Genomic DNA, 23,351 nt, shown 5'->3' on the forward strand with positions numbered 1-23,351 from the left:
AACCATAGTCTCGATAGCGGCAATCCGGAAGGTCCTGTCGATTCATAAGACAAAGCGGTCGCCCGCAGGTCCGGCTCGGCGAGACGGCGTATAACTCGTTCTGGCTGATTTGCCGCTTCCTGCCAAACCTTTTCGCCCCCCAAATCGGCAATACCGATAGAACATCGAGCAATAACAGCGTGCAAACCCACGGCATTCATATGTATTGCACACACATCGAACTGGCTCGGCTCCGCACTACTCTCAATCGCCTCCCCACCCCACTCCCCCTGCAAGCCTTCTGATGCCCCCCGCGAAATCCTTATCGAAATTGCTTCGTTCGCCTTTGCCGCCCACGCCGCTAACGTGTTCGAAACGGCGGCGGCACGCCGGATGCAGCGCAGGAAGCACCGCGGCCGCCGTCATCACGACAACCGCGTCGCGATAACGGAACAGACCGGCCGGGCGATGTGCCCCGCCCCCGCCAGGAACGTCCGCATCGCGCGCCCTTCGCGATGCCCATGGCCACGAACGACCGCATCATCGACACGACGCCGCTCGACGTCCGCGCCCAGCCGTTGATCGACGCGCTGATCGACGAATACGCGACGCGCTACGACGCGTACCGCCCCGACAGCCGCGCGTCCGCACGCGACGAACTCGCGCGCTACCCGGCCGAGCTGTTCGCGCCGCCCGAAGGCGCGTTCGTGCTGCTGCTGCGCGACGGCGAGACGATCGGCGGCGGCGCATTCAAGCGCTACGACGCGCAGACCGCCGAACTCAAACGCATCTGGACCCGCGCGGACCTGCGCCGCCAGGGGCTCGCGCGCCTGATCGTCGACGCGCTCGAACTGCGCGCCGCGCAGCAGGGCTATCGGCGCGTGTACCTGACCACCGGTTTTCGCCAGCCCGAAGCGTGGGCCCTGTACGACCGCACCGGCTATACGCGGCTGTTCGATTCGTCGATCGACCCCGAAGCGTATTTCCACCTGCGCTTCGGCAAGGATCTCGCCGATCCGTCGCGCACGTCGACGCTCGCGGACCTGTGGGCGCCACTGCCCGAAGCGGTGCTGCCGCGCTGAACGCATCGCACCATCCGATTCCGCTCCCTCGCTCCCGACGACAACACAACAAGGACGCATCCATGCAACGAGCCGTACCCTTCACGCCGCGTGCGCTCCGCACCCTGGCCGCCGCGCTGATCGGCGTGACCGCGATCGCCGCGGCCGCCGCGACCTTCGACCTGAGCCCCGAGCAGCGCGGCCGCCCGCGCGGCACGGCCGATGCGGCCGTCGAGCGCGCGGTGCCAGCGTCGTTCAAGTTCGCCGAAGCCGGCACGCTGACCATCGGCGTCGCGCCGAGCCTGCCGCCGATCAGCACGTATGCGACCGACGCGCGCACGGTGGTCGGCTTCGACGCGGACGTCGGCCAGGTGGTGTCCGACAGCCTCGGCCGCAAGCTGAAGATCGTCCCGCTCGCGTGGGCCGACTGGCCGCTCGCGCTCGAATCGGGGAAGGTCGACGCCGTGATCTCGAACGTCACCGTCACCGAGGAGCGCAAGCAGAAGTTCGATTTCTCGACCTACCGCAAGGACCAGGTCGGCTTCTACGTGCGCAACGACAGCAAGATCCAGTCGATCCGAGAGCCGAAGGACGTCGCGGGGCTGCGCATCGTGACCGACGCCGGCACCAACCAGGAAAAGATCCTGCTCGCGTGGGACCGCGAGAACGTCGCGCACGGCCTGAAACCGGTGCAGGTGCAGTACTACGACGACCAGGCGATGCGGATCGTCGCCGTGCAGTCGGGCCGCGCCGATGCCGTGTTCAGCGTGAACTCGGTGCTCGCGTACCAGAGCGCGCAGCAGGGCAAGACACGGCTCGTCGGCGCGATCAGCGGCGGCTGGCCGCGCACGGCCGACATCGCGATCGCGACGCGCCGCGGCAGCGGGCTCGCCGATCCGCTGACGGTCGCGCTGAACGGGTTGATCAAGAACGGCCGCTATCAGCAGATCCTCGACCGCTGGAACCTCGCGTCCGAAGCGATCGACCAGTCGCGCACGAATCCGCCGGGTTTGCCGAAGAGCTGAGCGCCGGTCCTTCACGCCTTCGCAGGAACGCCGAACACCATGGCTTACTCGCTTTCATTGCTGGACAAGAGTCCGATCGCCGACGGCGCGACCGCCGCCGACGCGCTGCGCTTCACGACGACCCTCGCGCAGCGCGCCGAACAGCTCGGCTACGAGCGCTTCTGGGTCGCCGAGCATCACGGCGCGCCCGGCTTCGCGAGCTCCGCGCCCGAGATCGTCGTCGCGCACCTGCTCGCGCACACGTCGCGCATTCGCATCGGTTCGGGCGGCGTGATGCTGCAGCACTACAGCCCGTTCAAGGTTGCCGAAACCTTCAAGCTGCTCGCCGCGCTCGGGCCGGGCCGCGTCGATCTCGGCGTCGGCAAGGCGCCCGGCGGGCTGCCGCTGACCACGCGCGCGCTGCAGTGGTTTCACGACAAGGCGAAGAAGCCGGTCTTCGCGGGCCAGCTCGCCGAACTCGATGCGTTCCTGGGCTGGGGTGTCGCCGAAGATCATCCGCTCGCCGGCGCGGTCGCGATGCCGGTGCCGCCGCACGCGCCGGAGCGCATCCTGCTCGGCGGCTCGCCCGACAGCGGTGCGCTCGCCGCCCGACACGGCTGGCGCTTCTGCTACGCGGGGCACTTCAACGGCGACGACGCGAACCTCGAACGCTCGCTGGCCGCCTACCGCGACGCAGGCGGCACGCGAGCGCTCGTCGCGCTGTACGCGGTCGCCGCGCCGACCCGCGAGGAGGCCGAGCGACTGATCGGGCCGCTGAAGATCTTCAAGCTGCAGTTCGCCGGCGGCCAGAGCTTCAACCTGCCGAGCGCGCAGGCCGCGGCCGAATTTGCGCGGCAAAGCGGCGCGTCCGACTACCGGATCGACGAGTTGCGCCCGACCGTGCTGGCCGATACGCCCGAGCGCATCCACCGCGCGCTCGACGCGCTGAGCCGGCGGCTCGACGTCGACGCGTTCGTGATCGACTCGCCGGTGACCGATTACGCGGCACGGCTCGCGTCGGCCGAATGGCTCGGCGGCGCGCAGTCGATCACCCCCGTGCAGGCGGCCCTCGCGGCCGACCGCTCCCTTCGCTCCCTTTCCCCCGACCAGAACGCGTGACGCGCCCATGACGACCCGACGATCGATTCCCTTCGGCCTGATGCTGCAAGGCGCAGGCAGCCACATGAACGCATGGCGGCACCCGAGCAACCCGCCGGACGCGAGCATCAACCTCGACTTCGCGATCGGCATCGCGCGCAAGGCGGAAGCCGCCGGCATCGCGTTCGCGTTCGTCGCGGACGGCCTCTACATCAACGAGAAGTCGATCCCGCACTTCCTGAACCGCTTCGAGCCGCTCACCGTGCTGTCGGCGCTCGCGGTCGCGACGAAGAAGATCGGCCTCGCGGGCACGATCTCGACGTCGTACAGCGAGCCGTTCACGGTCGCGCGCCAGCTCGCGTCGCTCGACACGATCAGCGGCGGGCGCGCGGGCTGGAACGTCGTGACGACGCCGCTCGAAGGCACCGCGAAGAATTTCGGCAAGGCGCATCCGGATCACGAACTGCGCTACGAGATCGCCGACGAATACCTCGAGGTCGTGCAGGGGCTGTGGGATAGCTGGGACGACGACGCGTTCGTGCGCGATCGCGCGACCGGTCGCTTCTTCGATCGCGACAAGCTCCACACGCTCGATCACCACGGCCGCTTCTTCCAGGTTGCCGGCCCGCTGAACATCCAGCGCTCGCCGCAGGGGCAGCCGGTGATCTTCCAGGCCGGCTCGTCCGACACCGGCATCGGGCTCGCGGGCAAGTACGCGGACGCCGTGTTCACGCACTCGCCGTCGCTCGACGAAACGGCCGCGTTCACACGGCGCGTGAAGCAAAGCGCGGTCGAGCACGGGCGGCAGCCCGGCGACGTGAAGATCTTCCCGGGCATCGGGCCGATCGTCGGCCGCACGGCCGCCGAGGCGGAAGACAAATACCAGGCGATCCGCGACCTGCTGACGATCGACGAAGCGCTCGCGTATCTCGGCCGCTATTTCGATCACCACGATTTCACGCAGTACGCGCTCGATGCGCCGTTCCCCGAGCTCGGCGACATCGGCCGCAACAGCTTCCGCTCGACCACCGACCGGATCAAGGCCGACGCGAAGCGCAAGCACCTCACGCTGCGCGAGACTGCGCTCGCCGTCGCGACGCCGCGCCCGAACTTCATCGGCACGGCCGAGCACGTCGCCGACGAGCTGATCCGCTGGCACGACGCCGGTGCCGGCGACGGCTTCATCCTCGGCTTCCCGGTACAGGCGCAGGGCGTCGACGACTTCATCGACCTCGTGATTCCGGTACTCGAGGCGCGCGGCCGTTATAGCCGCGACCTGCCGGGCAGCACGCTGCGCGACCACCTCGGCCTGCCGCGCAAGGCGAGCCGCCATGCGGCGCCCGGCGCGGTGCAGCAACAGGACGACGCGGCCGAAGCGCACGCGTGACGCCGACGCGCCGCCTCGCGCGGCGCTTCCGGCCAACTCGATCGAGGACCCTCACCGACATGAGCGACACGACCCATCTCGGCGGCGCAGTGCCGCCGCTCTCCCCCTCCCGCGCCCGCGACACCGGCACGCACCTGCGGATCGTGCCGGCCCGGCACCGGTCGCGCACCGTCGGCACCGTGCTCGCGCTCGTGCTGATCGCACTCGTGCTGTATTCGATCCTCGGCAACCCGCAATGGGGCTGGCCGGTGTTCGCCGAGTGGTTCCTGTCGCCGCCGGTGCTGTCCGGGCTCGCGCGCACGCTGGTGCTGACGCTGCTCGGCGCGGTGTTCGGCTTCGCGCTCGGCGGGTTCGTCGCGCTGGCGCGGCTGTCGCGCTCGCGTCTGCTCGCGGCGAGCGCATGGACCTTCGTGTGGCTGTTCCGGTCGATTCCGCTGATCGTGCTGCTGCTGATCCTCAACAACCTCGGCTACCTGTACGAACACGTGCGGCTCGGCGTGCCGTTCACCGACATCGTGTGGTTCGACACGCCGACCACCGACCTGATCAGCCCGTTCCTCGCGGCCGTGCTCGGCCTCTCGCTGAACCACGCGGCGTTTTCCGCGGAAGTGATTCGCGGCGGCATTCTCGCGGTCGACCAGGGCCAGCTCGAAGCGGCCGCCGCGCTCGGCCTGCCGCGCGGCCGCCAGACCACGCGGATCGTGTTGCCGCAGGCGATGCGCGCGATCCTGCCGACCGCGTTCAACGACCTGATCTCGCTCGCGAAAGGCACGTCGATGGTCTACGTGCTCGCGATGCCCGAGCTGTTCTACACGGTGCAGGTGATCTATCGCCGCAATCTCGAAGTGATTCCGCTGCTGATGGTCGCGACCGTCTGGTACCTGATCATCCTGACCGTGCTGTCCGCGATCCAGGTGCAGGTCGAGCGCCACTATGCGCGCGGCGCGCTGCGCAACCCGCCGCCGTCGGCGCTGACGTTCGTGCTGGCGCGCGTCAGTGCGCTGTGGCGGCACGCGGCGGCGCGCAACGCAACGGCAACCGGCGCGGCGGCCCACGATGACGCCGCGGCCGCTCCGGTGCCGCGCACCGGCGGCGAAGTCGCCGTGCACAACGTATCGAAGCAGTTCGGCATGCAGCGCGTGCTCGACAACGTGTCGTTCGTCGCACCGCGCGGCAGCGTGACGGTGATCGTCGGGCCGTCCGGTTCGGGCAAGTCGACACTGCTGCGCACCATCAACCATCTCGAGCGCGTCGACGACGGCTTCATCGACATCGACGGCGAGCTGATCGGCTATCGGCGCGACGGCGACGTGCTGCACGAGTTGAAGGAGCGCGACGTGCTGAAGCGCCGCACGGCGGTCGGCATGGTGTTCCAGAACTTCAACCTGTTTCCGCACCTGACGGTGCTCGAGAACCTGATCGAGGCGCCGGTCGCCGTCGGCGGCGTCACGCGCGAGGCCGCCGAACGCACCGCGCGCACGCTGCTCGCGCGCGTCGGCCTCGCCGATAAAGCCGATGCGTACCCGCGCCAGCTGTCCGGCGGCCAGCAGCAGCGCGTCGCGATCGCGCGCGCGCTCGCGTTGCGCCCGAAGGTGCTGCTGTTCGACGAGCCGACGTCGGCGCTCGATCCCGAACTGGTCAACGAAGTGCTCGACGTGATCAAGGAGCTCGCACGCTCGGGCACCACGCTCGTGATCGTCACGCACGAGATCGGCTTCGCGCGCGAAGTCGCGGACAACGTGCTGTTCATGGAGCGCGGCCGCATCGTCGAGTCGGGGCCGCCCGCCGTCGTGCTCGACGCGCCGGCCCATCCGCGCACACGCGCGTTCCTGTCACGGGTGCTCTGATGCACGCCGCCCACGACCTGCGAGGCAACCGACGATGATCGACCGACGCCAGTTCATCACCGCCACGCTGGCCGCCGCCGCCGGCCTCCGGTGGCACGCGGCCGAGGCCGCCGCCGCGACGGCGGACCTCGATCCGCGCCAGGCCGGCCGGATCCGCGCATCGCGCGACGATGCGGCGATTCGCGCGGCAAGCAACTACCGCTGGGTACGCGACGGGGCCTTCACGGTCGCGATCTCGCCGCACGCGCCACCGGTATCGACCTATGCGACCGACGCACGCACCGTGGTCGGCGCCGATCCCGACTATGCGCAGCTCGTCGCCGACGCGCTCGGCCGCACGCTGGTGCTGGTGCCGACCGCATGGGCCGACTGGCCGCTCGGGCTCACGTCGGGCAAGTACGACGCGGTGATCTCGAACGTCGGCGTGACCGAGAAGCGCAAGGAGAAATACGACTTCACGACCTACCGGCTCGGGCTGCACGGCTTCTACGTGCGCACCGCGAGCCCGATCGCGAAGATCGCCGAACCGAAGGACGTCGCCGGCCTGCGCGTCATCACGGGCGCGGGGACGAGCCAGGAGCGCATCCTGCTCGAGTGGAGCCGGCGCAACGTCGCGCAAGGGCTGAAGCCGACCGAACTGCTCTATTTCGACGACGATGCGGCGGCACGCGTCGCGCTGCTGTCGGGCCGCGCCGATGCCGAGCTGAATCCGAACGCGTCGCTCGCGTACGAAGCCGCGCGCGACGGCAAGATCCGGCGGGTCGGCGTCGTCAACGCGGGCTGGCCCGCGAACGCCGACGTCGCGATCGCGACGCGCCGCGGCAGCGGGCTCGCGCCGGCGCTGACGCTCGCGACGAACGCGCTGATCGACAACGGCCGCTACGGGCAGGCGCTGGCGCGCTGGGGGTTGCAGAGCGAGGCGGTCGCGCGCGCGGAGACGAATCCGCCGGGATTGCCGTCGTTTTGATTCGATGTGTCGATGTGTCGATGTGCCGACGCGTCGTTGCGTCGGCACGGCGAGCTGCGCATCGGTCGCGCAGCAAATGAAATCGCCCCGGCATCCCTTAAAGAAGTGGCCGGGGCGAACCGACGTGGGCGGGCCGTCGCTTCCTACGCCGTCAGCGCCGCGCGATCGCGATGGTGGTCGAGTTCCGCGATGTGCGCGTGGATCGCAGGAATCAGCTTGCGTCCGTAATCCAGCGCATCGTCGAGCGGATCGAAACCGCGAATCAGGAACGTCGATACGCCGAGCTCGTAATACGCACCGAGCGCACGCGCGACCTGTTCCGGCGTGCCGACGAGCGCGGTCGAATTCCAGCGCGCGCCGGTCAGGTTCGCGACACCCATCCACAACCGCTCGTCGAGCACGTCGCCCTGCGCGGCCGCGGCCATCAGGCGTTGCGAGCCTGCGTTCTGCGGCGCATGGCCGTCGATCGGCTGGCCGTTCGCGAGCCGCGCCGCGCGCACGCGCGCGCGGATCGCCTCGGCCTTCTCCCACGCGGCGGCTTCGGTGTCCGCGACGATCGGCCGGAACGACACGCTGATGCGCGGCGCGCGTCCGAACGGCACTGCCGCGGCCCGCACGCGCGCGATCTGCTCGCGCACGGCCGCGAGCGGCTCGCCCCACGTCATATAGACATCCGCGTGCTGCCCGGCCACGGCCAGCGCGGCCGGCGAGGAACCGCCGAAATAGATCGGCACGTGCGGCTGCTGCGCGCCTTTCACGACCGGCGACGCACCATGCAGCCGATAGAACTCGCCGTCGTGATCGACCGGCGTGTCGGCCAGCCAGATGCGTTTCAGCACGTCGAGATATTCGCCGGTGCGGCGGTAGCGCGCGTCGTGCGGCACGAAATCGCCGTCGCGCTGAAGATCGGCATCGTCGCCGCCCGACACGACGTTCAATGCGAGCCGGCCGCCGCTGAACACGTCGAGCGTCGCGATCTGCCGCGCGGCGGCCGATGGCACGATCACGCCCGGCCGGTGCGCGAGCAGGATGCGAATATGTTCGGTCGCGGCGGCCGCGAACGACGCGACGATGAAGCCGTCCGCCGCGTTGCTGAAATGGCCGACCAGGATCTGGTCGAAGCCGGCGGCTTCGTGCGCCTGCGCGAAGCGCCGCACGTAGTCGGGCTGGACGGCGGCCCCGCCCGGTACGTCGACCTCCGCGCCGGGCGTCGCGGTGATCATGCCGATGATGTCGATGGGCATGTCGATGGTCCTTCTTGTCGTCGATCGGAAATGGCTGCGTGCTGCAGCACGCTCACTGCGCGGCGGCCGTCTTCTGCGCGGGCGCCGCGAACGCGCCCGCATACGAGCGGTCGAGCAGCTTCGCCGTGTCGTACGCGACCGGAATCACGCCGGCCTTGTGCAGGAAGTCGGCGGTGTTCTGCGCATCCTTCGCGGCCGTGTCGTCGACCGGGCCCACGCGCTGGTGCGCGTTGTTGAGCCAGCGGTACGCGACGTCCGGCTCCAGCTTCGCGCGCTTCGCCCACAGGTCCGCGTACTCGCGCGGATGACTGTCGACCCACTGGCGTGCCGCCACCACGCGCTTCAGGAAATCGGTGATCTCCGCGCGCCTGGCCGTGGCCGCCTGCTCGTTCGCGGCGACGAAGCTGAGCGCGGGCATCAGGCCCTGCGCGGTCGTCACGGGACGGGCGCCCTGCCGCAGCGCGAGCGTGCTGACGAACGGCTCCCACAGCGACACGGCGTCGACCGAGCCGTTCGCGAGCGCGTTGGTCGCATCGATCGGCATCAGGTACGCGTACTTGACGGAATCCGCGCGCAGGCCATCGTGTTCGAGCGCGCGCAGCACGAGCTGCTGGCTCCACGCACCGCGCCAGACCGCAATCGTCTTGCCCTGCAGGTCGGCGACGGTGCGCACCGGCGAGTTCTTCGGCACGAGGATCGCGACGCCGTCGAGGCTCTGCCGCGACACCGCGACGACTTTCACCGGCGCGCCGCGCGCGGCCAGCGTGAGCAGCGCGGAATCGCCGAGGAAGCCGACGTCGATCGCGTTGCCGTTCAGGCTTTCGGCGACGGGCGCGGCGGCCTGGAAGTGCTTCCACTCGATCGTATAAGGCAGGTCCTTCAACACGCCGGACGCCTCCATCGATGCCTGGATGTTGAAGTAGTTCTGTTCACCGACGCGCAGCGTGACGGTGTCTTTCGCGATGCCCGGCTGCGCGGCGAGCGCGAGCAGCAGCGCCGTGACGATTCGGCTCAACAACGTGATCTCCCCGGAGGTTGGCGGGCGGCCGCGCGACGGCGTCGCCCCTGGGTCCGCCTGGCGCGACGGCTGGCGGACGGGATGGAACTGGTGAAGATACGGCGATCCGCTTCATGAGACAAACGCAATATTCTGCTATGCAAATATGCAAATGTTTTATGGAATGATCGCCGCGCAGCGACGCCGTCCACCGGGCTTCGCGGGACGCCGTTCGAATGATCCCTCGACAGATATTTCGCACGCGAAATACATGGCGGACTATATTTCGCATACGAAATACCCACCCGGAACGAGGACGGCCATGACGTCAGAACCCATCGAGTTTTCCGCCGCCGACGGCTACATGCTGCGCGGCACGCTGTGGTCACCGGACGCGCCGCCGCGCGCGCTGGTCTTGATCCATCCGGCCACCGCCGTGCCGGAGCGGCTCTACGCTGGCTTCGCGCGCTTCCTGACCGAACGCGGCTTCGCGGCGCTCACCTACAACTATCGCGGCATCGGCGCGTCGCGGCCCGCGCGGCTGAGCGCGCTGCAGGCCCGCATGCGCGACTGGGTCGAACTCGACGTCGGCGCCGCAATCGCGTGGGCGCGCGCTACGCACGACGGGCTGCCGCTGCTGGCGGTCGGGCATAGCGTCGGCGGCCATGCGATCGGGCTGTCGGCCGGCACCGCGCACCTGCGCGCGGCCGTGCTCGTCGCCGCGCACGCGGGCAGCACGCGGCTGATCGCCCGCGCGGCCGAGCGGCTGAAGGTGCGGCTGATCCTGCGCGTGCTCGGCCCGCTCGCGTCCGCGCTGCTCGGCTACGTGCCCGGCAAGCGGCTCGGCCTCGGCGAGGACCTCCCGGCCGGCGTGTTCCGCGAATGGAGCCGCTGGACCACGCTGCCGCGCTACTTCTTCGACGATCCGACGCTCGGCGCAGCCGAGCGCTTCTCGAAGCAGCAGCTGCCGATCCTCGTACTCGGCTTCGACGACGATCCGTGGGCGAACCCGCCCGCGATCGACCTGCTGGTAAGCTACCTGACCCGGGCGGCCGTCGAACGCCGCCAGATCGATCCGCACGCCGCGGGCAGCGGGCCGGTCGGACACATGGGCTTCTTCCGCAGCCGGCCAGGCACGGTGCTGTGGCCCGCGGTCGCCGACTGGCTCGCGCAGGCGCTCGACGCGCCGCGCGATGCGGGTCGCCCGTCCCTTTCCATTGCAGCCGGGAACCGAGCTTGAGCGAAGACCGACGACTGTTTTTCCTGTTGACCATCGGCCAGCGGCGCGTGCAGCGCTGGGTCGACCGCAAGGCCGAGACCGATGCGCGCGCGAGCGCCGCGCAGGCCGGCGTGCTGTTCTGCCTCGCGAGGCAGGACGGCGCGCTGATCGGCGAAGTCGGCGCGGCGCTGCAACTGGCGCCGTCCGCGATGACGGGGCTCGCCGACCGGATGGCGAAGGCCGGCCTGCTTGCGCGTCACGCCGATTCGGACGACGGGCGCGCAACGCGACTGTTCCTGACCGACGAAGGACACGCGGCGCTCAAGCGCGCGCGCGTAGCGCTGCGCGAGCTGAACGGCAAGCTGTGCGACGGCTTTTCCGACGCCGAACTCGACGTCGTCGCGCGCTGGCTGCACGCATTGCAGGACCGCTTTCCGGCCGAGCGCTGAACCGTGCCGGCGGCGCGCCGCATGGGCACGAATCCGCGTAATCGATAGCGATTTCGATTCGTGCTTTCGATTCGTGCTTTCGATTCGCGCTTTCAATTCGGTTTCCGAACTTTCAGGCGGCAAATTTTGCATTTCGGCGGCATTGCTTCGGCAACGCTTTCCGGCTACGTACTGTTACAAAAAATTGCCTGCCGCGCCGCATATCGATCGCCTACATTGCAATCCACTTCGACGCATTCGTCGTCTGCACGGCCTGGCCTTCCCGTTGCGTCCGCAACCCTGGACGCACCCGACAAGCAATGAAAACGAAGAGGTGTCTTGACCGACGTGCTGGCGGCATCCAGCACACGCGGATTGCGATGACCGCGGCGGCTTCCTGAACGACACGATCCGACGCATGGCACGGCATTTGTTGCCGCGCGTACCGGTGCGCGTCGTGCCGCCGTGCCGCGCCATCGCCGCCGCACGTCAACGAGGAGCAGTCCATGCGACGCACGATCGTGTCCCACTCGCTTGTCCCCAGCCTCACCCGCCTGTCCGCCGCGATGGCCGTGGCGATGGCCGCCGCCGCGGCCGCGCATGCCGATCCCGTGGTCGTGTCCGGCCCGAGCCCGTTCGCCGCCTGCACCATCGGCGGCCCCGGCACGAACTACGTGAACGCCGAGGTCGAACCGTGGCTGTCGGTCAATCCGGCGAACCCGACCAACATGATCGGCGTGTGGCAGCAGGACCGCTGGTCGAACGGCGGCGCCCACGGGCTCGTCGCGGGCTATACGTTCGACGGCGGCGCGACCTGGGCGCGCACGCCGCAGCCGTTCAGCGCCTGCGCGCCGGGCGGGCTCAAGTACGAGCGCGCGTCCGATCCGTGGGTGTCGTTCGGTCCGGACGGCACCGCGTATTCGGTATCGATCTCGTTCAACCAGTCGAACAACAGCAACGCGGTCGCGGCCTCGGTGTCGACCGACGGCGGACAGACATGGAGCAGCCCGGCCGTGCTGATCGCGAACGACGAACCGACGACGCAGTTCTTCAACGACAAGGAGTCGGTGACGGCGAACCCGGTGAAGGCCGGCACGGCCTACGCGGTGTGGGACCGCCTCGAACTGCCGAACGGCAACCCGTATGCGAACCTGCACACGCAGGCATACCGCGGGCCGACGTTCTTCTCGAAGACGGTCGACGGCGGCAAGACGTGGAGCCGTGCGAAGGTGATCGTCAACGTGCCGTCGCGCCAGCAGACGATCGGCAACCAGATCGTCGTCGATCCGAAGACCGGCACGCTCTACGACTTCTTCGACCTGATCCAGCCGCCGTTCAACAAGGCGGCCGGCAAGGTCGCGTTCGTCAAGTCGACCGACGACGGCGCGACCTGGACGAAACCGCAGGTGATCGCCGGGCTGCAGACGGTCGGCGTGACCGATCCGAACACCGGCGAACCGGTACGCACCGGCGACATCATTCCGGAACCGGCGATCGATCCGGCGTCGGGGCAGCTCTACGTCGTATGGCAGGACAGCCGCTTCAACGGCGGCAACTACGACGAGATCGCGCTGTCGACGTCGAAGGACGGCGGCGCGAGCTGGAGCGCGCCGCTGCAAGTGAACACGCCGACCGGGCGTCCCGCGTTCAATCCGTCGGTGCGCGTCGACAATGCCGGCTCGGTGATGGTCACCCACTATGATTTCCGCGACCTGCTGGCCGGCAATACGACGACGCTGCCGACCGGGTTCTGGCGCAAGATCTCGCACGACAACGGCACCACGTTCGCGGACGAGCGGCGCGTCGGCGGCCCGTTCGACATGAAGCTCGCGCCGAATGCGGAAGGCTTCTTCATCGGCGATTACCAGGGGCTCGACGTGCTGCCGTCGTCGTCGTTCCATCCGTTCTTCGTCCAGACCAACGCGGGCAACCTGACGAACCGCACCGACGTGTTCTTCGCGCCGTGATGCGTGGGTGAGCATAGCGCCGCCGCGACGTCCGTTGCGTCGCGGCAGCGCTCCCGAGTGCGCGTCAATGCATGTCGGTCAGCACGATGCGACCGTCGACTTTCCCTTCGCGCAGCCGCGCGAATATGTCGTTGATGTTGCCGAGCCGGTCGCGATGGATATGCGCGCGCACCAGCCCGTCCGCCGCGAAGTCGAGCGATTCCTGCAGGTCGCGCCGCGTGCCGACGATCGAGCCGCGCACCGTGATGCCGTTCAGCACCGTCGAGAAGATCGGCAGCGGGAAATCGCCGGGCGGCAAGCCGTTGAGCGCCACCGTGCCGCCGCGCCGCACCATCCCGAGCGCCTGCGCGAATGCGCTGCGCGACACGGCCGTCACCAGCACGCCATGCGCGCCGCCGATCTCCTTCTGGATCACCTTCGCCGGATCGTCGGCCGACGCATCGATCGTCAGTTCGGCGCCCAGTTCGCGCGCGAGTGCGAGTTTGGCGGGAGACACGTCGATCGCCGCGACGTGCAGGCCCATCGCGCGCGCGTACTGCACGGCCACGTGGCCAAGCCCGCCGATGCCCGAAATCGCGAGCCACTGGCCCGGACGCGTGTCGGTGACGCGGATGCCCTTGTAGACGGTCACGCCCGCGCACAGGATCGGCGCGATCTCGTCGAACGCGACCTGCGCGGGCAGATGGCCGACGTAGTCGGGATCGGCCAGCACGTATTCCGCATAGCTGCCGTTGACCGAATAGCCGGTGTTCTGCTGTCCGTGGCAAAGGGTTTCCCAGCCGGTGTGGCAGTACTCGCAGTGACCGCATGCCGTATAGAGCCAGGGCACGCCGACGCGGTCGCCCTCGCGCACGTGCGTGACGCCCGCCCCGACCGCCGCGACGACGCCCACGCCTTCGTGGCCCGGAATGAACGGCAGCGTCGGCTTCACGGGCCAGTCGCCGTCGGCTGCGTGCAGGTCGGTGTGGCAGACGCCCGAAGCCTTGATGTTGACGAGGATCTGGCCCGGGCCCGGCGTCGGGACCGGCACCTCCTCGATGCGCAACGGTTCGCCGAACGCGTGGACCACCGCCGCCTTCATGGTTTGAGTCATGCGTCGCTCCTGTCTGGTCGATGACCGGGCCAGTATCCGGGCTCGAAACCGGAACGACTTGATGCGTATCAACGGAGCGGGAAACGCGCGCGACAGTGACAGATTCATCGCGAGACCTGTTGCGTGGGCCACCAGTGCCGGCGCGGGTTTGACGGCCCGGCTCTGCTTTCGCCGCCGTTTCCGCAGCTTGTCGGAAACCCTGCGGCATGCCGCCGTTTCGCTTTGAATTTGAAATGATATAACATATCATTTCGCGACCTCGTCCACCTAAAACCCTCTCAACCCGGTGGCCGGGTTACGCCGAGTCCAATCCAACCGGGTCATTACGCGCCGCGAATGCAACAATATATCGTATCCAGCCTTGACCCGCATGGCTCGCTTTCCGATCCGATACCAACCGATTCACCGACCATGCGCGACCTCCCTCGTCTACCGCTTCGCCCGCTCTCGCCCGTTTCGCTGATGCTGTTCGCCGCCGTCGCGCACGCGCAGGCCGAGACGCCCGCCCCGTCTTCGCCGCCACAGACCACACCGCTCGCGCCGATCTTCGTGACCGCGAACCCGCTCGGCGACACCGAGCTGATCGCGCCGACCGCGCAACTGTCCGGCGATGCGCTGACGCGCCGCCAGGCCGATTCGCTCGGCGAAACGCTCAACGGCCTGCCCGGCGTGTCGACCACCACCTACGGGCCGATGGTCGGCCGCCCGATCATTCGCGGGATGGACGGCGACCGGATCCGGCTGCTGCAGAACGGCGTCGCCGCCTACGACGCGTCGTCGCTGTCGTACGACCACGCGGTGCCGCAGGATCCGCTGTCGATCGAGCGCGTCGAGATCGTGCGCGGTCCGGCCGCGCTGCTGTACGGCGGCAACGCGGTCGGCGGCGTCGTCAACACGATCGACAACCGGATTCCGCGCGAAGCGATCGAAGGCGTGACGGGCGCGCTCGACGCGCGCTACGGCGGCGCGAACTCGGTGCGCGCGGGCGCGGCGCAGGTCGAAGGCGGCAACGGCCGCTTCGCGTTCCATGTCGACGCGTTCGACCGTGAAACGAGCAAGCTGCGGATTCCCGGCTACGCACGCAGCAGCCAGCAACGCGCGATCGACGATCCCGATACGCCGCAACCGTACGGCAACGTGCCGAACAGCGACGGCCGCGTGCATGGCGGCGCGCTCGGCGCGTCGTACACGTGGGCCGACGGTTTCGCGGGCCTGTCGTACAGCGGCTACGAGTCGAACTACGGCTCCGTCGCCGAGGACGACGTGCGCCTGCGGATGCGCCAGGAACGGCTCGCGTTCGCGTCCGAGATACGCAACCTGAGCGGCCCGTTCACGAAGCTGAAGTTCGACTTCGCGTACACCGACTATCGCCACAAGGAAGTCGACAACGGCGAGACCGCCACCACCTTCCGCAACCGCGGCTACGAAGCGCGCATCGAGGCGCGGCATCGCAGGATCGGCCCGTTCGAAGGCGCGATCGGCGTGCAGTTCGGCCAGAACACGTTCTCGGCGCTCGGCGACGAAACGCTCGTGCCGTCGACGCGCACGAACAGCGTCGCGCTGTTCGGTCTCGAGGAATGGCAGGTCGTCCCGGCGCTGAAGCTGAGCGTCGGCGGGCGCTTCGAGCACGTGAAGGTCGATCCCGATCCGGCCGGCGTCGAGAAATTCGCGCTCGCGCAGCCGCGCGACTTCAATGCCGGCAGCGTCTCGGCCGGCGCGCTGTTCTCGCTGACGCCCGTATGGTCGGTCGCGGCGAACGTCGCCTACACGGAGCGCGCGCCGACCTTCTACGAGCTGTACTCGAACGGCCCGCACGATGCGACCGGCCAGTTCCTGATCGGCAACCCGAACGCGTCGAAGGAAAAGGCCGTGTCGACCGACCTGTCGCTGCGCTACGCGAGCGGCCCGAACCGCGGCAGCGTCGGCGTGTTCTACAACCGCTTCTCGAACTACCTGACCGAGTACAACACGGGCCGCGTCGTGAACGGCGACGGCGAACCGGTCGCGCCCGGCGCCGGTGATACGCTCAACGAAGCAATCTATCGCGGCGTGCGCGCCGAGTTCTATGGCGTCGAACTCGACGGCAAATGGCGCGCGTTCGCGCAGCGCGGCCATACGGTCGACCTGGAACTGACCGCCGACTACACGCATGCGCGCAACGTCGACACCGGCCAGCCGCTGCCGCGGATCGCGCCGCTGCGCGTGACGCTCGCGGCCGACTACGGCTACGGCCCGTTCGGCGCACGCGCGCAGGTCACGCACGCGTGGTCGCAGCATCGTGTGCCCGACAACGACTTTCCGACGGACGGCTACACGTCGCTTGGCGTGATGCTGACGTACAAGTTCCGTGTCGGCGCGACGCACTGGCTCGCGTACCTGCGCGGCGACAACCTGACGAACCAGGAGATCCGCTATGCGACCTCGGTCGTGCGCGGCTTCGCGCCGGAAGGCGGCCGAAGCGTGATGGCCGGCCTGCGCACGACGTTCTGATCGCGCGCCGGTGCGTTCGCGCCACGCGTCCCGCGCGTCGCCAACGCCCGCCATGATCGATCGGCGCAGCCAGCCTGCGTCGATCGAAACCGTCGCGATCGACCGCGCCGGCGTGACCGAACACGATCGATCGCCCTCGCCTTCGCTCTCCCTTCTCCGCCCCTCCACCTTCCGTTGCGCACACGGCCGCTGCAGTGCCGTGCAATTTCCGGTCCTGCCGGTCGAACGCGCGGAACGCCGCGCATCGCACTGCATCGCACCGATAGCCAGGATCATTGATCCCGGTCATGCACTTTTAAATCAGCCGAATGACGAGTATCCTAAAAAAAGCACTCCACGTTCGGACGGCGAATCGCGCGCCCTGATTCCCGTCCGCTCGTATCGCGGCCCCATCGCGCCACGCGTCGATGGCGGCGTCCGCCTCACGCCCTGGCCGCACGAACCTTCCCCAACCATTCGCAGGAGAGCTGGTGAGCCGACTCGTCGTCGTATCCAATCGTATTGCAGATCCCCGTAAGGCCGCGGCAGGCGGGCTTGCCGTGGCCGTGAAAGACAGCCTGCAGGAATCGGGCGGCGTCTGGTTCGGGTGGAGCGGCAGGCTGCGCGGCGACGGCGACCATCCCGCGCACGGCGAAGACGTGCAGATCCAGAACGTCGGCGGCATCCAGCTCGCGACGATCGATCTCGATCCGCAGGATTACGACGCGTACTACCTCGGCTACTCGAACAACGTGCTGTGGCCGGTGTTCCACTACCGCCTCGATCTCGCACAGTTCGACCGCCGCTTCGCGGACGGATACCGGCGCGTGAACCAGCTGTTCGCGCGCAAGCTGAGCACGCTGCTGCGCCCCGACGATATCGTCTGGGTCCACGACTATCAGCTGATTCCGCTCGCCGCCGAGCTGCGCGCGACGGGCTGCACGAACCCGATCGGTTTCTTCCTGCACATTCCGATGCCGCCGCCGCCGATCATGGCCGCGATCCCGGAGCACGAGTGGCTGATGCGCTCGCTGTTCGCCTACGATCTCGTCGGCTTCCAGACCGAATCGGACCTGCTTCACTTCGAGCACTACGTCGAGGCGGAAGCCGGCGCCGCGCGGCTGCCGGACGGCCGCCTGCGCGCGTTCGGCCGCACGTTGTCGGCCGGTGCGTTTCCGATCGGCATCAACGTCGACGAGTTCACGGCGCTCGCGGAGAATCGCGACGGCATCGACATGTTCGAGCGGATGCGCGACGAGTATTCGCGCCGCCAGCTGCTCGTCGGCGTCGACCGGCTCGACTATACGAAGGGGCTGCCGCAGCGCGTGCACGCGTTCCGTCAGCTGCTCGAACAGTATCCGGAGAACCGCGACCGCGCGACGCTGATCCAGATCGCCGCGCCGAGCCGCGAGGATCTCGGCGCGTACGACGACCTGCGGCGCGAGATGGACAGCCTGTGCGGCGCGATCAACGGCGATTACGGCGAACTCGAGTGGATGCCGATGCGCTACATCCACCGCACGGTCGCGCGCAAGCGCTTGCCGGGCCTGTACCGCGCGAGCCGCGTCGCGCTCGTCACGCCGCTGCGCGACGGGATGAACCTGGTCGCGAAGGAGTTTCTCGCCGCGCAGGACGAGGCCGACCCGGGCGTGCTCGTGCTGTCGCGTTTCGCGGGCGCGGCCGAGCAGCTGAAGCCTGCGCTGCTCGTCAATCCGTACGACACGCAGGGCACCGCGCAGGCGATCCAGCGCGCGCTCACGATGCCGCTCGACGAACGCCGCCAGCGTCACGACGCACTGATGGCGATCGTGCGCAAGACCGACGTGCACTGGTGGCGCACGCGCTTTCTCGAGGCGCTCGCCGAGGCGGCGGAAGTCGCCGCCGCGACCGTGTCCTGACGCGCCGCGTCCTGCCGCTCGCTTACACGCCGGTCGTCTCGCGGTCGAGCACCGCACCGTTCACGTCCTGCACCGCCACCGCGATCGGAATGCCTTCGCGCATGCTCTCGGTCACCACGCAATACGCGTCGAACCGGTCGAGCATGCGCGTCGCCGCCGCGAGATCGGCCCATGCCTTGCCGACCGACAACGTCACGGCCATCGCGCCGACGCGCACCCTGCCCGCGTCGTTCTGCACCATGTCGACGTCGATATGCGCGGTGACGGGCTGCGGATCGACGCGCTGTTTCTCGAGCGCGAACAACAGGCTCGCCGCGAGGCAGCTCGCGACCGCCGCGGCCAGCAGCCGGACCGGGTTCGGGCCGCGGCCGGCACCGAGCGGCGGCGGCTCGTCGGTGAGCACCGGCGAAAGCTCGGTGCCAGCAAACGTGACTTCGAAACTGAAACGCGCATGCTGCGCGACATCCACCGATACGTGTGCCTCGCTCATGGCGACTCCGTGACTCGAAAAAGGGAAAGAGAACGCCGGCGCAACGGCGTGCCGGCAAGTGCGAATTGCAGCGAAGGCGCGGCGCGATCATGGCCGCCCGCCGGCTGCGCGAGCGGTCCGCGCTTCAGCGTTCGGGTTCGCGCGGCGGCCCGTATGCGACGAAATCGCGCTCGATCGCCGACGCTTGCTCCGGCGCATTCGCGCTCGTGCATGGCCCGCGATCGGTCAGGGAAGATTCGGCGACCGGCGCCTCGCGCCCGTCGATCAGCGCCTGCAACGCGTCGCGTTCGAGCACTTCGCGCTCGAGCAGCCGTCGCGCGATCCGCTCGAGCGCATCGCGGCGTTCACCGAGCGTTGCCGCGACGCGCGCATGCGCGTCGGTCAACAGCGTATGCACCTCGTCGTCGATCATCCGTGCGGTGTGCTCGCTGCAGCGGCCCTCGCCCGCATGCCATGCGCCCGGGATGCCGGTGCGCGTTTCGCCGTCGTCGACGCTGACGAGCCCGATCTTCTCGCTCATCCCGTATTGCATGACCATGTGGCGCGCCATCGCGGTCGCGCGTTCGAGGTCGTTCTGCGCGCCCGTCGACACGTCACCGAACACGAGTTCTTCCGCGACGCGCCCGCCGAGCAGTGCATCGATCCGATCGAGCAGCTCGCTGCGGCGCAGGACGTAGCGATCCTCCGTCGGCACCTGTTGCGTGTAGCCGAGCGCGGCCACGCCGCGCGGAATGATCGACACCTTCTTCACCGGATCGCAATGCGCGCGGCTTTCCGCGACGAGCGCATGGCCGGCTTCGTGATAGGCGATCGTCAGCTTCTCCTGCGCGTTCATCACGCGGCTCTTGCGCTCGAGGCCCGTCAGCGCGCGGTCGATCGCCTCGTCGAAGTCGTCCATCCCGATCGCCGGCTTGCCGAGTTCCGCCGCATGCAGCGCGGCTTCGTTGACGACGTTCGCGAGATCGGCGCCGACGAAGCCCGGCGTGCGCGACGCGAGTTCGCCGAGATCGACCTCGGCCGCGAGCTTCACGCGCTTCACGTGCACGCCGAGAATCTGGCGGCGGCCGTTCACGTCGGGCCGGTCGATCGCGATGTGACGGTCGAAGCGGCCCGGGCGCAGCAGCGCGGGATCGAGAATCTCCGGCCGGTTGGTCGCGGCCATGATGATCACGCCGGAGCCGGCCTGGAAGCCGTCCATCTCGACGAGCAGCTGGTTGAGCGTCTGCTCGCGCTCGTCGTTGCCCGACATCGGGCCGACGCCGCGCACCTTGCCGAGCGCGTCGAGCTCGTCGACGAACACGATGCACGGCGCCTTCTGCTGCGCCTGCTCGAACAGGTCGCGCACGCGCGCCGCGCCAACACCGACGAACATCTCGACGAACGCCGAGCCGCTGATCGAGAAGAACGGCACGGCCGCCTCGCCGGCCACCGCGCGCGCGAGCAGCGTCTTGCCGGTGCCGGGCGCGCCGACGACGAGCACACCCTTCGGGATCTTGCCGCCGAGCCGCTGGTAGCGATCGGGGTTGCGCAGGAACGCGACGAGCTGCTGCAGCTCGGCCTTCGCCTCGTCGATGCCCGCGATGTCGTCGAACGTGATGCCGGTTTCCTGCTGCACGTACACGCGTGCGCGGCTCTTGCCCATCCCGGTGAAATCCTGCAGCCCGCCGCGCTTGCGCAGCATCAGGTTCCAGATGAACACGAACGCGACGAGCGGCACCAGCCACGACGCAAGCGACGCGATCCAGCCGGTGTCGGACGCGCCGTGAAACCGGATACCGGCGGCGGTCAGCGTGTCGATCAGCTGCGGGTCGGTCACGCGGTTGGTGCTGAAGCGCGGCGGCGTGCCGTCCGACTTCACGGCCGCGACTTCGGACGCCGGCAGCAGCGTGCCGGCCTGCGGCATCGTCAGCGTGCCCGTGATCGTCGCCGGCCCGATCTCGAGATCGTCGACGAGCCGCGCGGCGACGAGCCGGTGGAAGTCGCTGTACGCGATCATCGTCGACGCCGGACGCAGCATCAGCAACTGCGCGGCGAACAGCACGAAGAAGCCCGCCGCGATCAGCAATCCTGCGTAATCGAATTTCCTGTCCATGGCATCGGGCCGGCCGCGCGCGTCGACGCGCGCGCTTACGCGTGCACGCGCGCCCGGTCGGCGCGCGGCATCGCCGGCCACGCGCAAACGGAATGGATCCGCGCCATCGTCGCCTCGTTTCGTCGCATGAATGACACCGCGACGGCGCCGCCGGGCGCCGTTCGCGCGGGCAGCGCGCCGCAACGCGCCGCCCGTGATTCAAGTCTAGTTCGCGCGCGGACGTCGCGCATTGTCCGACAAACGCCTTTCATCGACGCCGCCGGCCGCGTTATAGTCGCGTTCGTGACATTTTAGTGACAGCCGGCGTCGCCCGCGCCCGGGCGCGACGCCGGCCGTTGCGTCCCGCCGCGCGTCGCGGCAGGCTGTGCGACGCTGCCGCGCATCGAACGACAACCGCCCATCCGAGGAGCACACGACGTGAACGACACCCCCGATCGCCCCGACGACCTTCCCGCCGATCCCGACCGCCGCCGCATGCTCGGCGGCCTCGCCGCGCTCGGCGCGGGCGTCGCGCTCGGCGGCTGCGAGACCACGCCGGGCAGCGCGCCGCGCTCGGCCGCCGACCTGCGGCTCGACGACGCGCTGCGCCGGCAGGTGCGCCACATCGTCGTGATCTATGCGGAGAACCGCAGCTTCGCGAACCTGTACGGCGATTTCCCGGGCGTGCAATATCCGCTGAGCGAGGTGAAACCCGAGCACGCGCGGCAGCTCGATCGCGACGGCAAGACGCCGCTGCCGGTGCTGCCGAAGATCTGGGGCGGGCTCGTGCCGCAGGCGCAGGAAGTCGGCGGCCAGCGCTACGCGATCGCCGAGCGCGACATCGACAAGCTGCCGAACGCGCCGTTCCGGATCGCAGACGCGCAGGGCAAGCCGCTGCCGAACGGCGTGATCACGCGCGACCTGTGGCACCGCTTCTACCAGAACCAGATGCAGATCGCCGCGGGCCGCAACGACCAGTTCGCCGCGTGGGCCGATTCCGGCGGCCTCGTGATGGGCCATTACCGCAATTCCGCCGACACGCTGCGGCTGTGGAACCTCGCACGGCAATACACGCTGTGCGACAACTTCTTCATGGCGGCCTTCGGCGGGTCGTGGCTGAACCACATGTTCCTGATTTCCGCGCAGCCGCCGATGTATCCGGATGCGCACAAGCATCCGCATGCGGCGAAGCTGCTGTCGAAGGTCGACGGCGACGATCCGGCCGGCACGCGCCTGACGCTCGCCGCCGATTCGCCCGCGTCCGCGCTCGACGGCCCGCCGAAGTTCGCGGTCGACGGCCCGCTGACGCCCGATGGCTACGGCGTCAACACGATGGCGCCGCCGTATCAGCCGAGCTACGTGCCGCCGGCCGATCCGGGCAACGCCGCGTATGCGGATCCGTCCGATCATCGCGTGATCCCGCCGCAAGGCCATGCGACGATCGGCGACCGCCTGTCGGAGAAAAACGTCGACTGGGCGTGGTACAGCGGCGCGTGGCAGTACGCGCTCGAGCACCGCGACACCGGCATGGTGCCGGATTTCCAGTACCACCACCAGCCGTTCAACTACTTCGCGAACTACGCGCCGGGCACCGACGCGCGCCGCAAGCACCTGCGCGACGCGGGCCTCGGCGACGAGCCGTCGACCAATCATTTCATCGCCGACATCGACGCAGGCCGCCTGCCGGCCGTCGCGTTCTACAAGCCGCAGGGCAACCTGAACATGCACGCGGGTTATGCGGACGTCGAATCCGGCGATCGCCACATCGCGCACGTGATCGAACGCATCCGGCGCGGCCCGCAGTGGGCGAACACGGTGATCGTGATGACGCACGACGAGAACGGCGGCTGGTGGGATCACGTCGCGCCGCCGGTCGGCGATCGCTGGGGCCCCGGCTCGCGGATTCCGGCGCTCGTGATCTCGCCGTTCGCGAAGAAGGGTTACGTCGACCACACGATGTACGACACGAACTCGATCCTGCGCTTCATCAGCCGCGTGCACGGGCTCGCGCCGCTCGACGGCGTCGCCGCGCGCGACAAGGCGTTCGCGGCGCGCGGCGCGACGCCGCCGGGCGACCTGACGAACGCGCTCGATCTCGGCTGACGAACGGCTGACGCCTCGCTGAAACGACG

At 69.0% G+C, this 23,351-nt stretch carries 17 protein-coding genes; 12 read left to right on the plus strand and 5 right to left on the minus strand.

Annotation, left to right across the window (positions count from 1 at the left end; translation table 11 throughout):
* The first annotated feature begins 500 nt into the window (after positions 1–500).
* From DIE04_RS14990 to DIE04_RS15015, 6 genes are all read left to right on the plus strand, one after another.
* The gene (locus tag DIE04_RS14990) at positions 501–1,061 is read left to right on the plus strand and encodes a GNAT family N-acetyltransferase (RefSeq protein ID WP_124484744.1); all 561 of its coding nucleotides are present in this window, start codon (positions 501–503) and stop codon (positions 1,059–1,061) included.
* A 62-nt stretch (positions 1,062–1,123) separates the two neighbouring features.
* Positions 1,124–2,065 (plus strand): ABC transporter substrate-binding protein, encoded by a 942-nt coding sequence (locus DIE04_RS14995; protein ID WP_124522907.1) that lies wholly within the window; start codon positions 1,124–1,126, stop codon positions 2,063–2,065.
* Between the two features lie 39 nt (positions 2,066–2,104).
* A complete protein-coding gene (locus DIE04_RS15000) occupies positions 2,105–3,163 on the plus strand; it encodes an LLM class flavin-dependent oxidoreductase (RefSeq protein WP_124522905.1) in 1,059 nt (352 codons plus the stop codon).
* A 7-nt stretch (positions 3,164–3,170) separates the two neighbouring features.
* On the plus strand, positions 3,171–4,529 hold the full coding sequence (locus DIE04_RS15005; RefSeq protein WP_124519393.1) for an LLM class flavin-dependent oxidoreductase: 1,359 nt from the start codon (positions 3,171–3,173) through the stop codon (positions 4,527–4,529).
* A 59-nt stretch (positions 4,530–4,588) separates the two neighbouring features.
* A complete protein-coding gene (locus DIE04_RS30310; protein ID WP_124522903.1) occupies positions 4,589–6,376 on the plus strand; it encodes an amino acid ABC transporter permease/ATP-binding protein in 1,788 nt (595 codons plus the stop codon).
* Between the two features lie 34 nt (positions 6,377–6,410).
* Positions 6,411–7,343: an ABC transporter substrate-binding protein gene (locus DIE04_RS15015; RefSeq protein WP_124522901.1), complete on the plus strand. Its 933-nt coding sequence runs from the start codon at positions 6,411–6,413 to the stop codon at positions 7,341–7,343.
* A 143-nt stretch (positions 7,344–7,486) separates the two neighbouring features.
* On the opposite strand, the gene DIE04_RS15020 is transcribed toward DIE04_RS15015, so the two are convergent.
* The gene (locus DIE04_RS15020; protein WP_124522899.1) at positions 7,487–8,587 is read right to left on the minus strand and encodes an LLM class flavin-dependent oxidoreductase; all 1,101 of its coding nucleotides are present in this window, start codon (positions 8,585–8,587) and stop codon (positions 7,487–7,489) included.
* 52 nt (positions 8,588–8,639) lie between these two features.
* Complete coding sequence (locus tag DIE04_RS15025; RefSeq protein ID WP_044844585.1) at positions 8,640–9,605, minus strand: ABC transporter substrate-binding protein; 966 nt, start codon at positions 9,603–9,605, stop codon at positions 8,640–8,642.
* A 301-nt stretch (positions 9,606–9,906) separates the two neighbouring features.
* Here DIE04_RS15025 and DIE04_RS15030 point away from each other — a divergent pair, with 301 nt between their 5' ends.
* The 3 genes from DIE04_RS15030 to DIE04_RS15045 all read left to right on the plus strand — a co-directional run bounded on the left by DIE04_RS15030 (position 9,907) and on the right by DIE04_RS15045 (position 13,198).
* On the plus strand, positions 9,907–10,824 hold the full coding sequence (locus tag DIE04_RS15030; protein ID WP_124522897.1) for a serine aminopeptidase domain-containing protein: 918 nt from the start codon (positions 9,907–9,909) through the stop codon (positions 10,822–10,824).
* Positions 10,821–11,252: a MarR family winged helix-turn-helix transcriptional regulator gene (locus DIE04_RS15035; protein WP_124484736.1), complete on the plus strand. Its 432-nt coding sequence runs from the start codon at positions 10,821–10,823 to the stop codon at positions 11,250–11,252. Before DIE04_RS15030 ends, DIE04_RS15035 begins: the two co-directional genes overlap by 4 nt.
* Before the next feature lie 485 nt (positions 11,253–11,737).
* Positions 11,738–13,198: a sialidase family protein gene (locus tag DIE04_RS15045; protein ID WP_124519388.1), complete on the plus strand. Its 1,461-nt coding sequence runs from the start codon at positions 11,738–11,740 to the stop codon at positions 13,196–13,198.
* A gap of 64 nt (positions 13,199–13,262) precedes the next feature.
* Here the strand turns inward: DIE04_RS15045 and adhP are convergent, their stop codons facing one another.
* Positions 13,263–14,291, minus strand: coding sequence for an alcohol dehydrogenase AdhP (gene adhP, locus DIE04_RS15050; RefSeq protein WP_124484734.1), 1,029 nt, complete (start codon positions 14,289–14,291; stop codon positions 13,263–13,265).
* 462 nt (positions 14,292–14,753) lie between these two features.
* Here adhP and DIE04_RS15055 point away from each other — a divergent pair, with 462 nt between their 5' ends.
* Both DIE04_RS15055 and otsA read left to right on the plus strand, forming a co-directional pair.
* The gene (locus tag DIE04_RS15055) at positions 14,754–16,781 is read left to right on the plus strand and encodes a TonB-dependent receptor (RefSeq protein WP_124519691.1); all 2,028 of its coding nucleotides are present in this window, start codon (positions 14,754–14,756) and stop codon (positions 16,779–16,781) included.
* Positions 16,782–17,251: 470 nt separating this feature from the next.
* Entirely contained in the window at positions 17,252–18,658 is a 1,407-nt protein-coding gene (otsA, locus tag DIE04_RS15060) for an alpha,alpha-trehalose-phosphate synthase (UDP-forming) (protein WP_044844592.1), read from the plus strand.
* A gap of 22 nt (positions 18,659–18,680) precedes the next feature.
* Here otsA and DIE04_RS15065 read toward each other — a convergent pair whose 3' ends face one another.
* Entirely contained in the window at positions 18,681–19,148 is a 468-nt protein-coding gene (locus DIE04_RS15065) for an OsmC family protein (RefSeq protein WP_044844593.1), read from the minus strand.
* 124 nt (positions 19,149–19,272) lie between these two features.
* Complete coding sequence (gene ftsH, locus DIE04_RS15070) at positions 19,273–21,240, minus strand: ATP-dependent zinc metalloprotease FtsH (protein WP_124484733.1); 1,968 nt, start codon at positions 21,238–21,240, stop codon at positions 19,273–19,275.
* A 417-nt stretch (positions 21,241–21,657) separates the two neighbouring features.
* Here ftsH and DIE04_RS15075 point away from each other — a divergent pair, with 417 nt between their 5' ends.
* Positions 21,658–23,322, plus strand: a complete 1,665-nt coding sequence (locus DIE04_RS15075) for an acid phosphatase (RefSeq protein WP_124522895.1) — start codon at positions 21,658–21,660, stop codon at positions 23,320–23,322.
* Positions 23,323–23,351: the final 29 nt, after the last annotated feature.

Source organism: Burkholderia sp. Bp8994 (assembly GCF_003853805.1).
Lineage (GTDB): Bacteria > Pseudomonadota > Gammaproteobacteria > Burkholderiales > Burkholderiaceae > Burkholderia.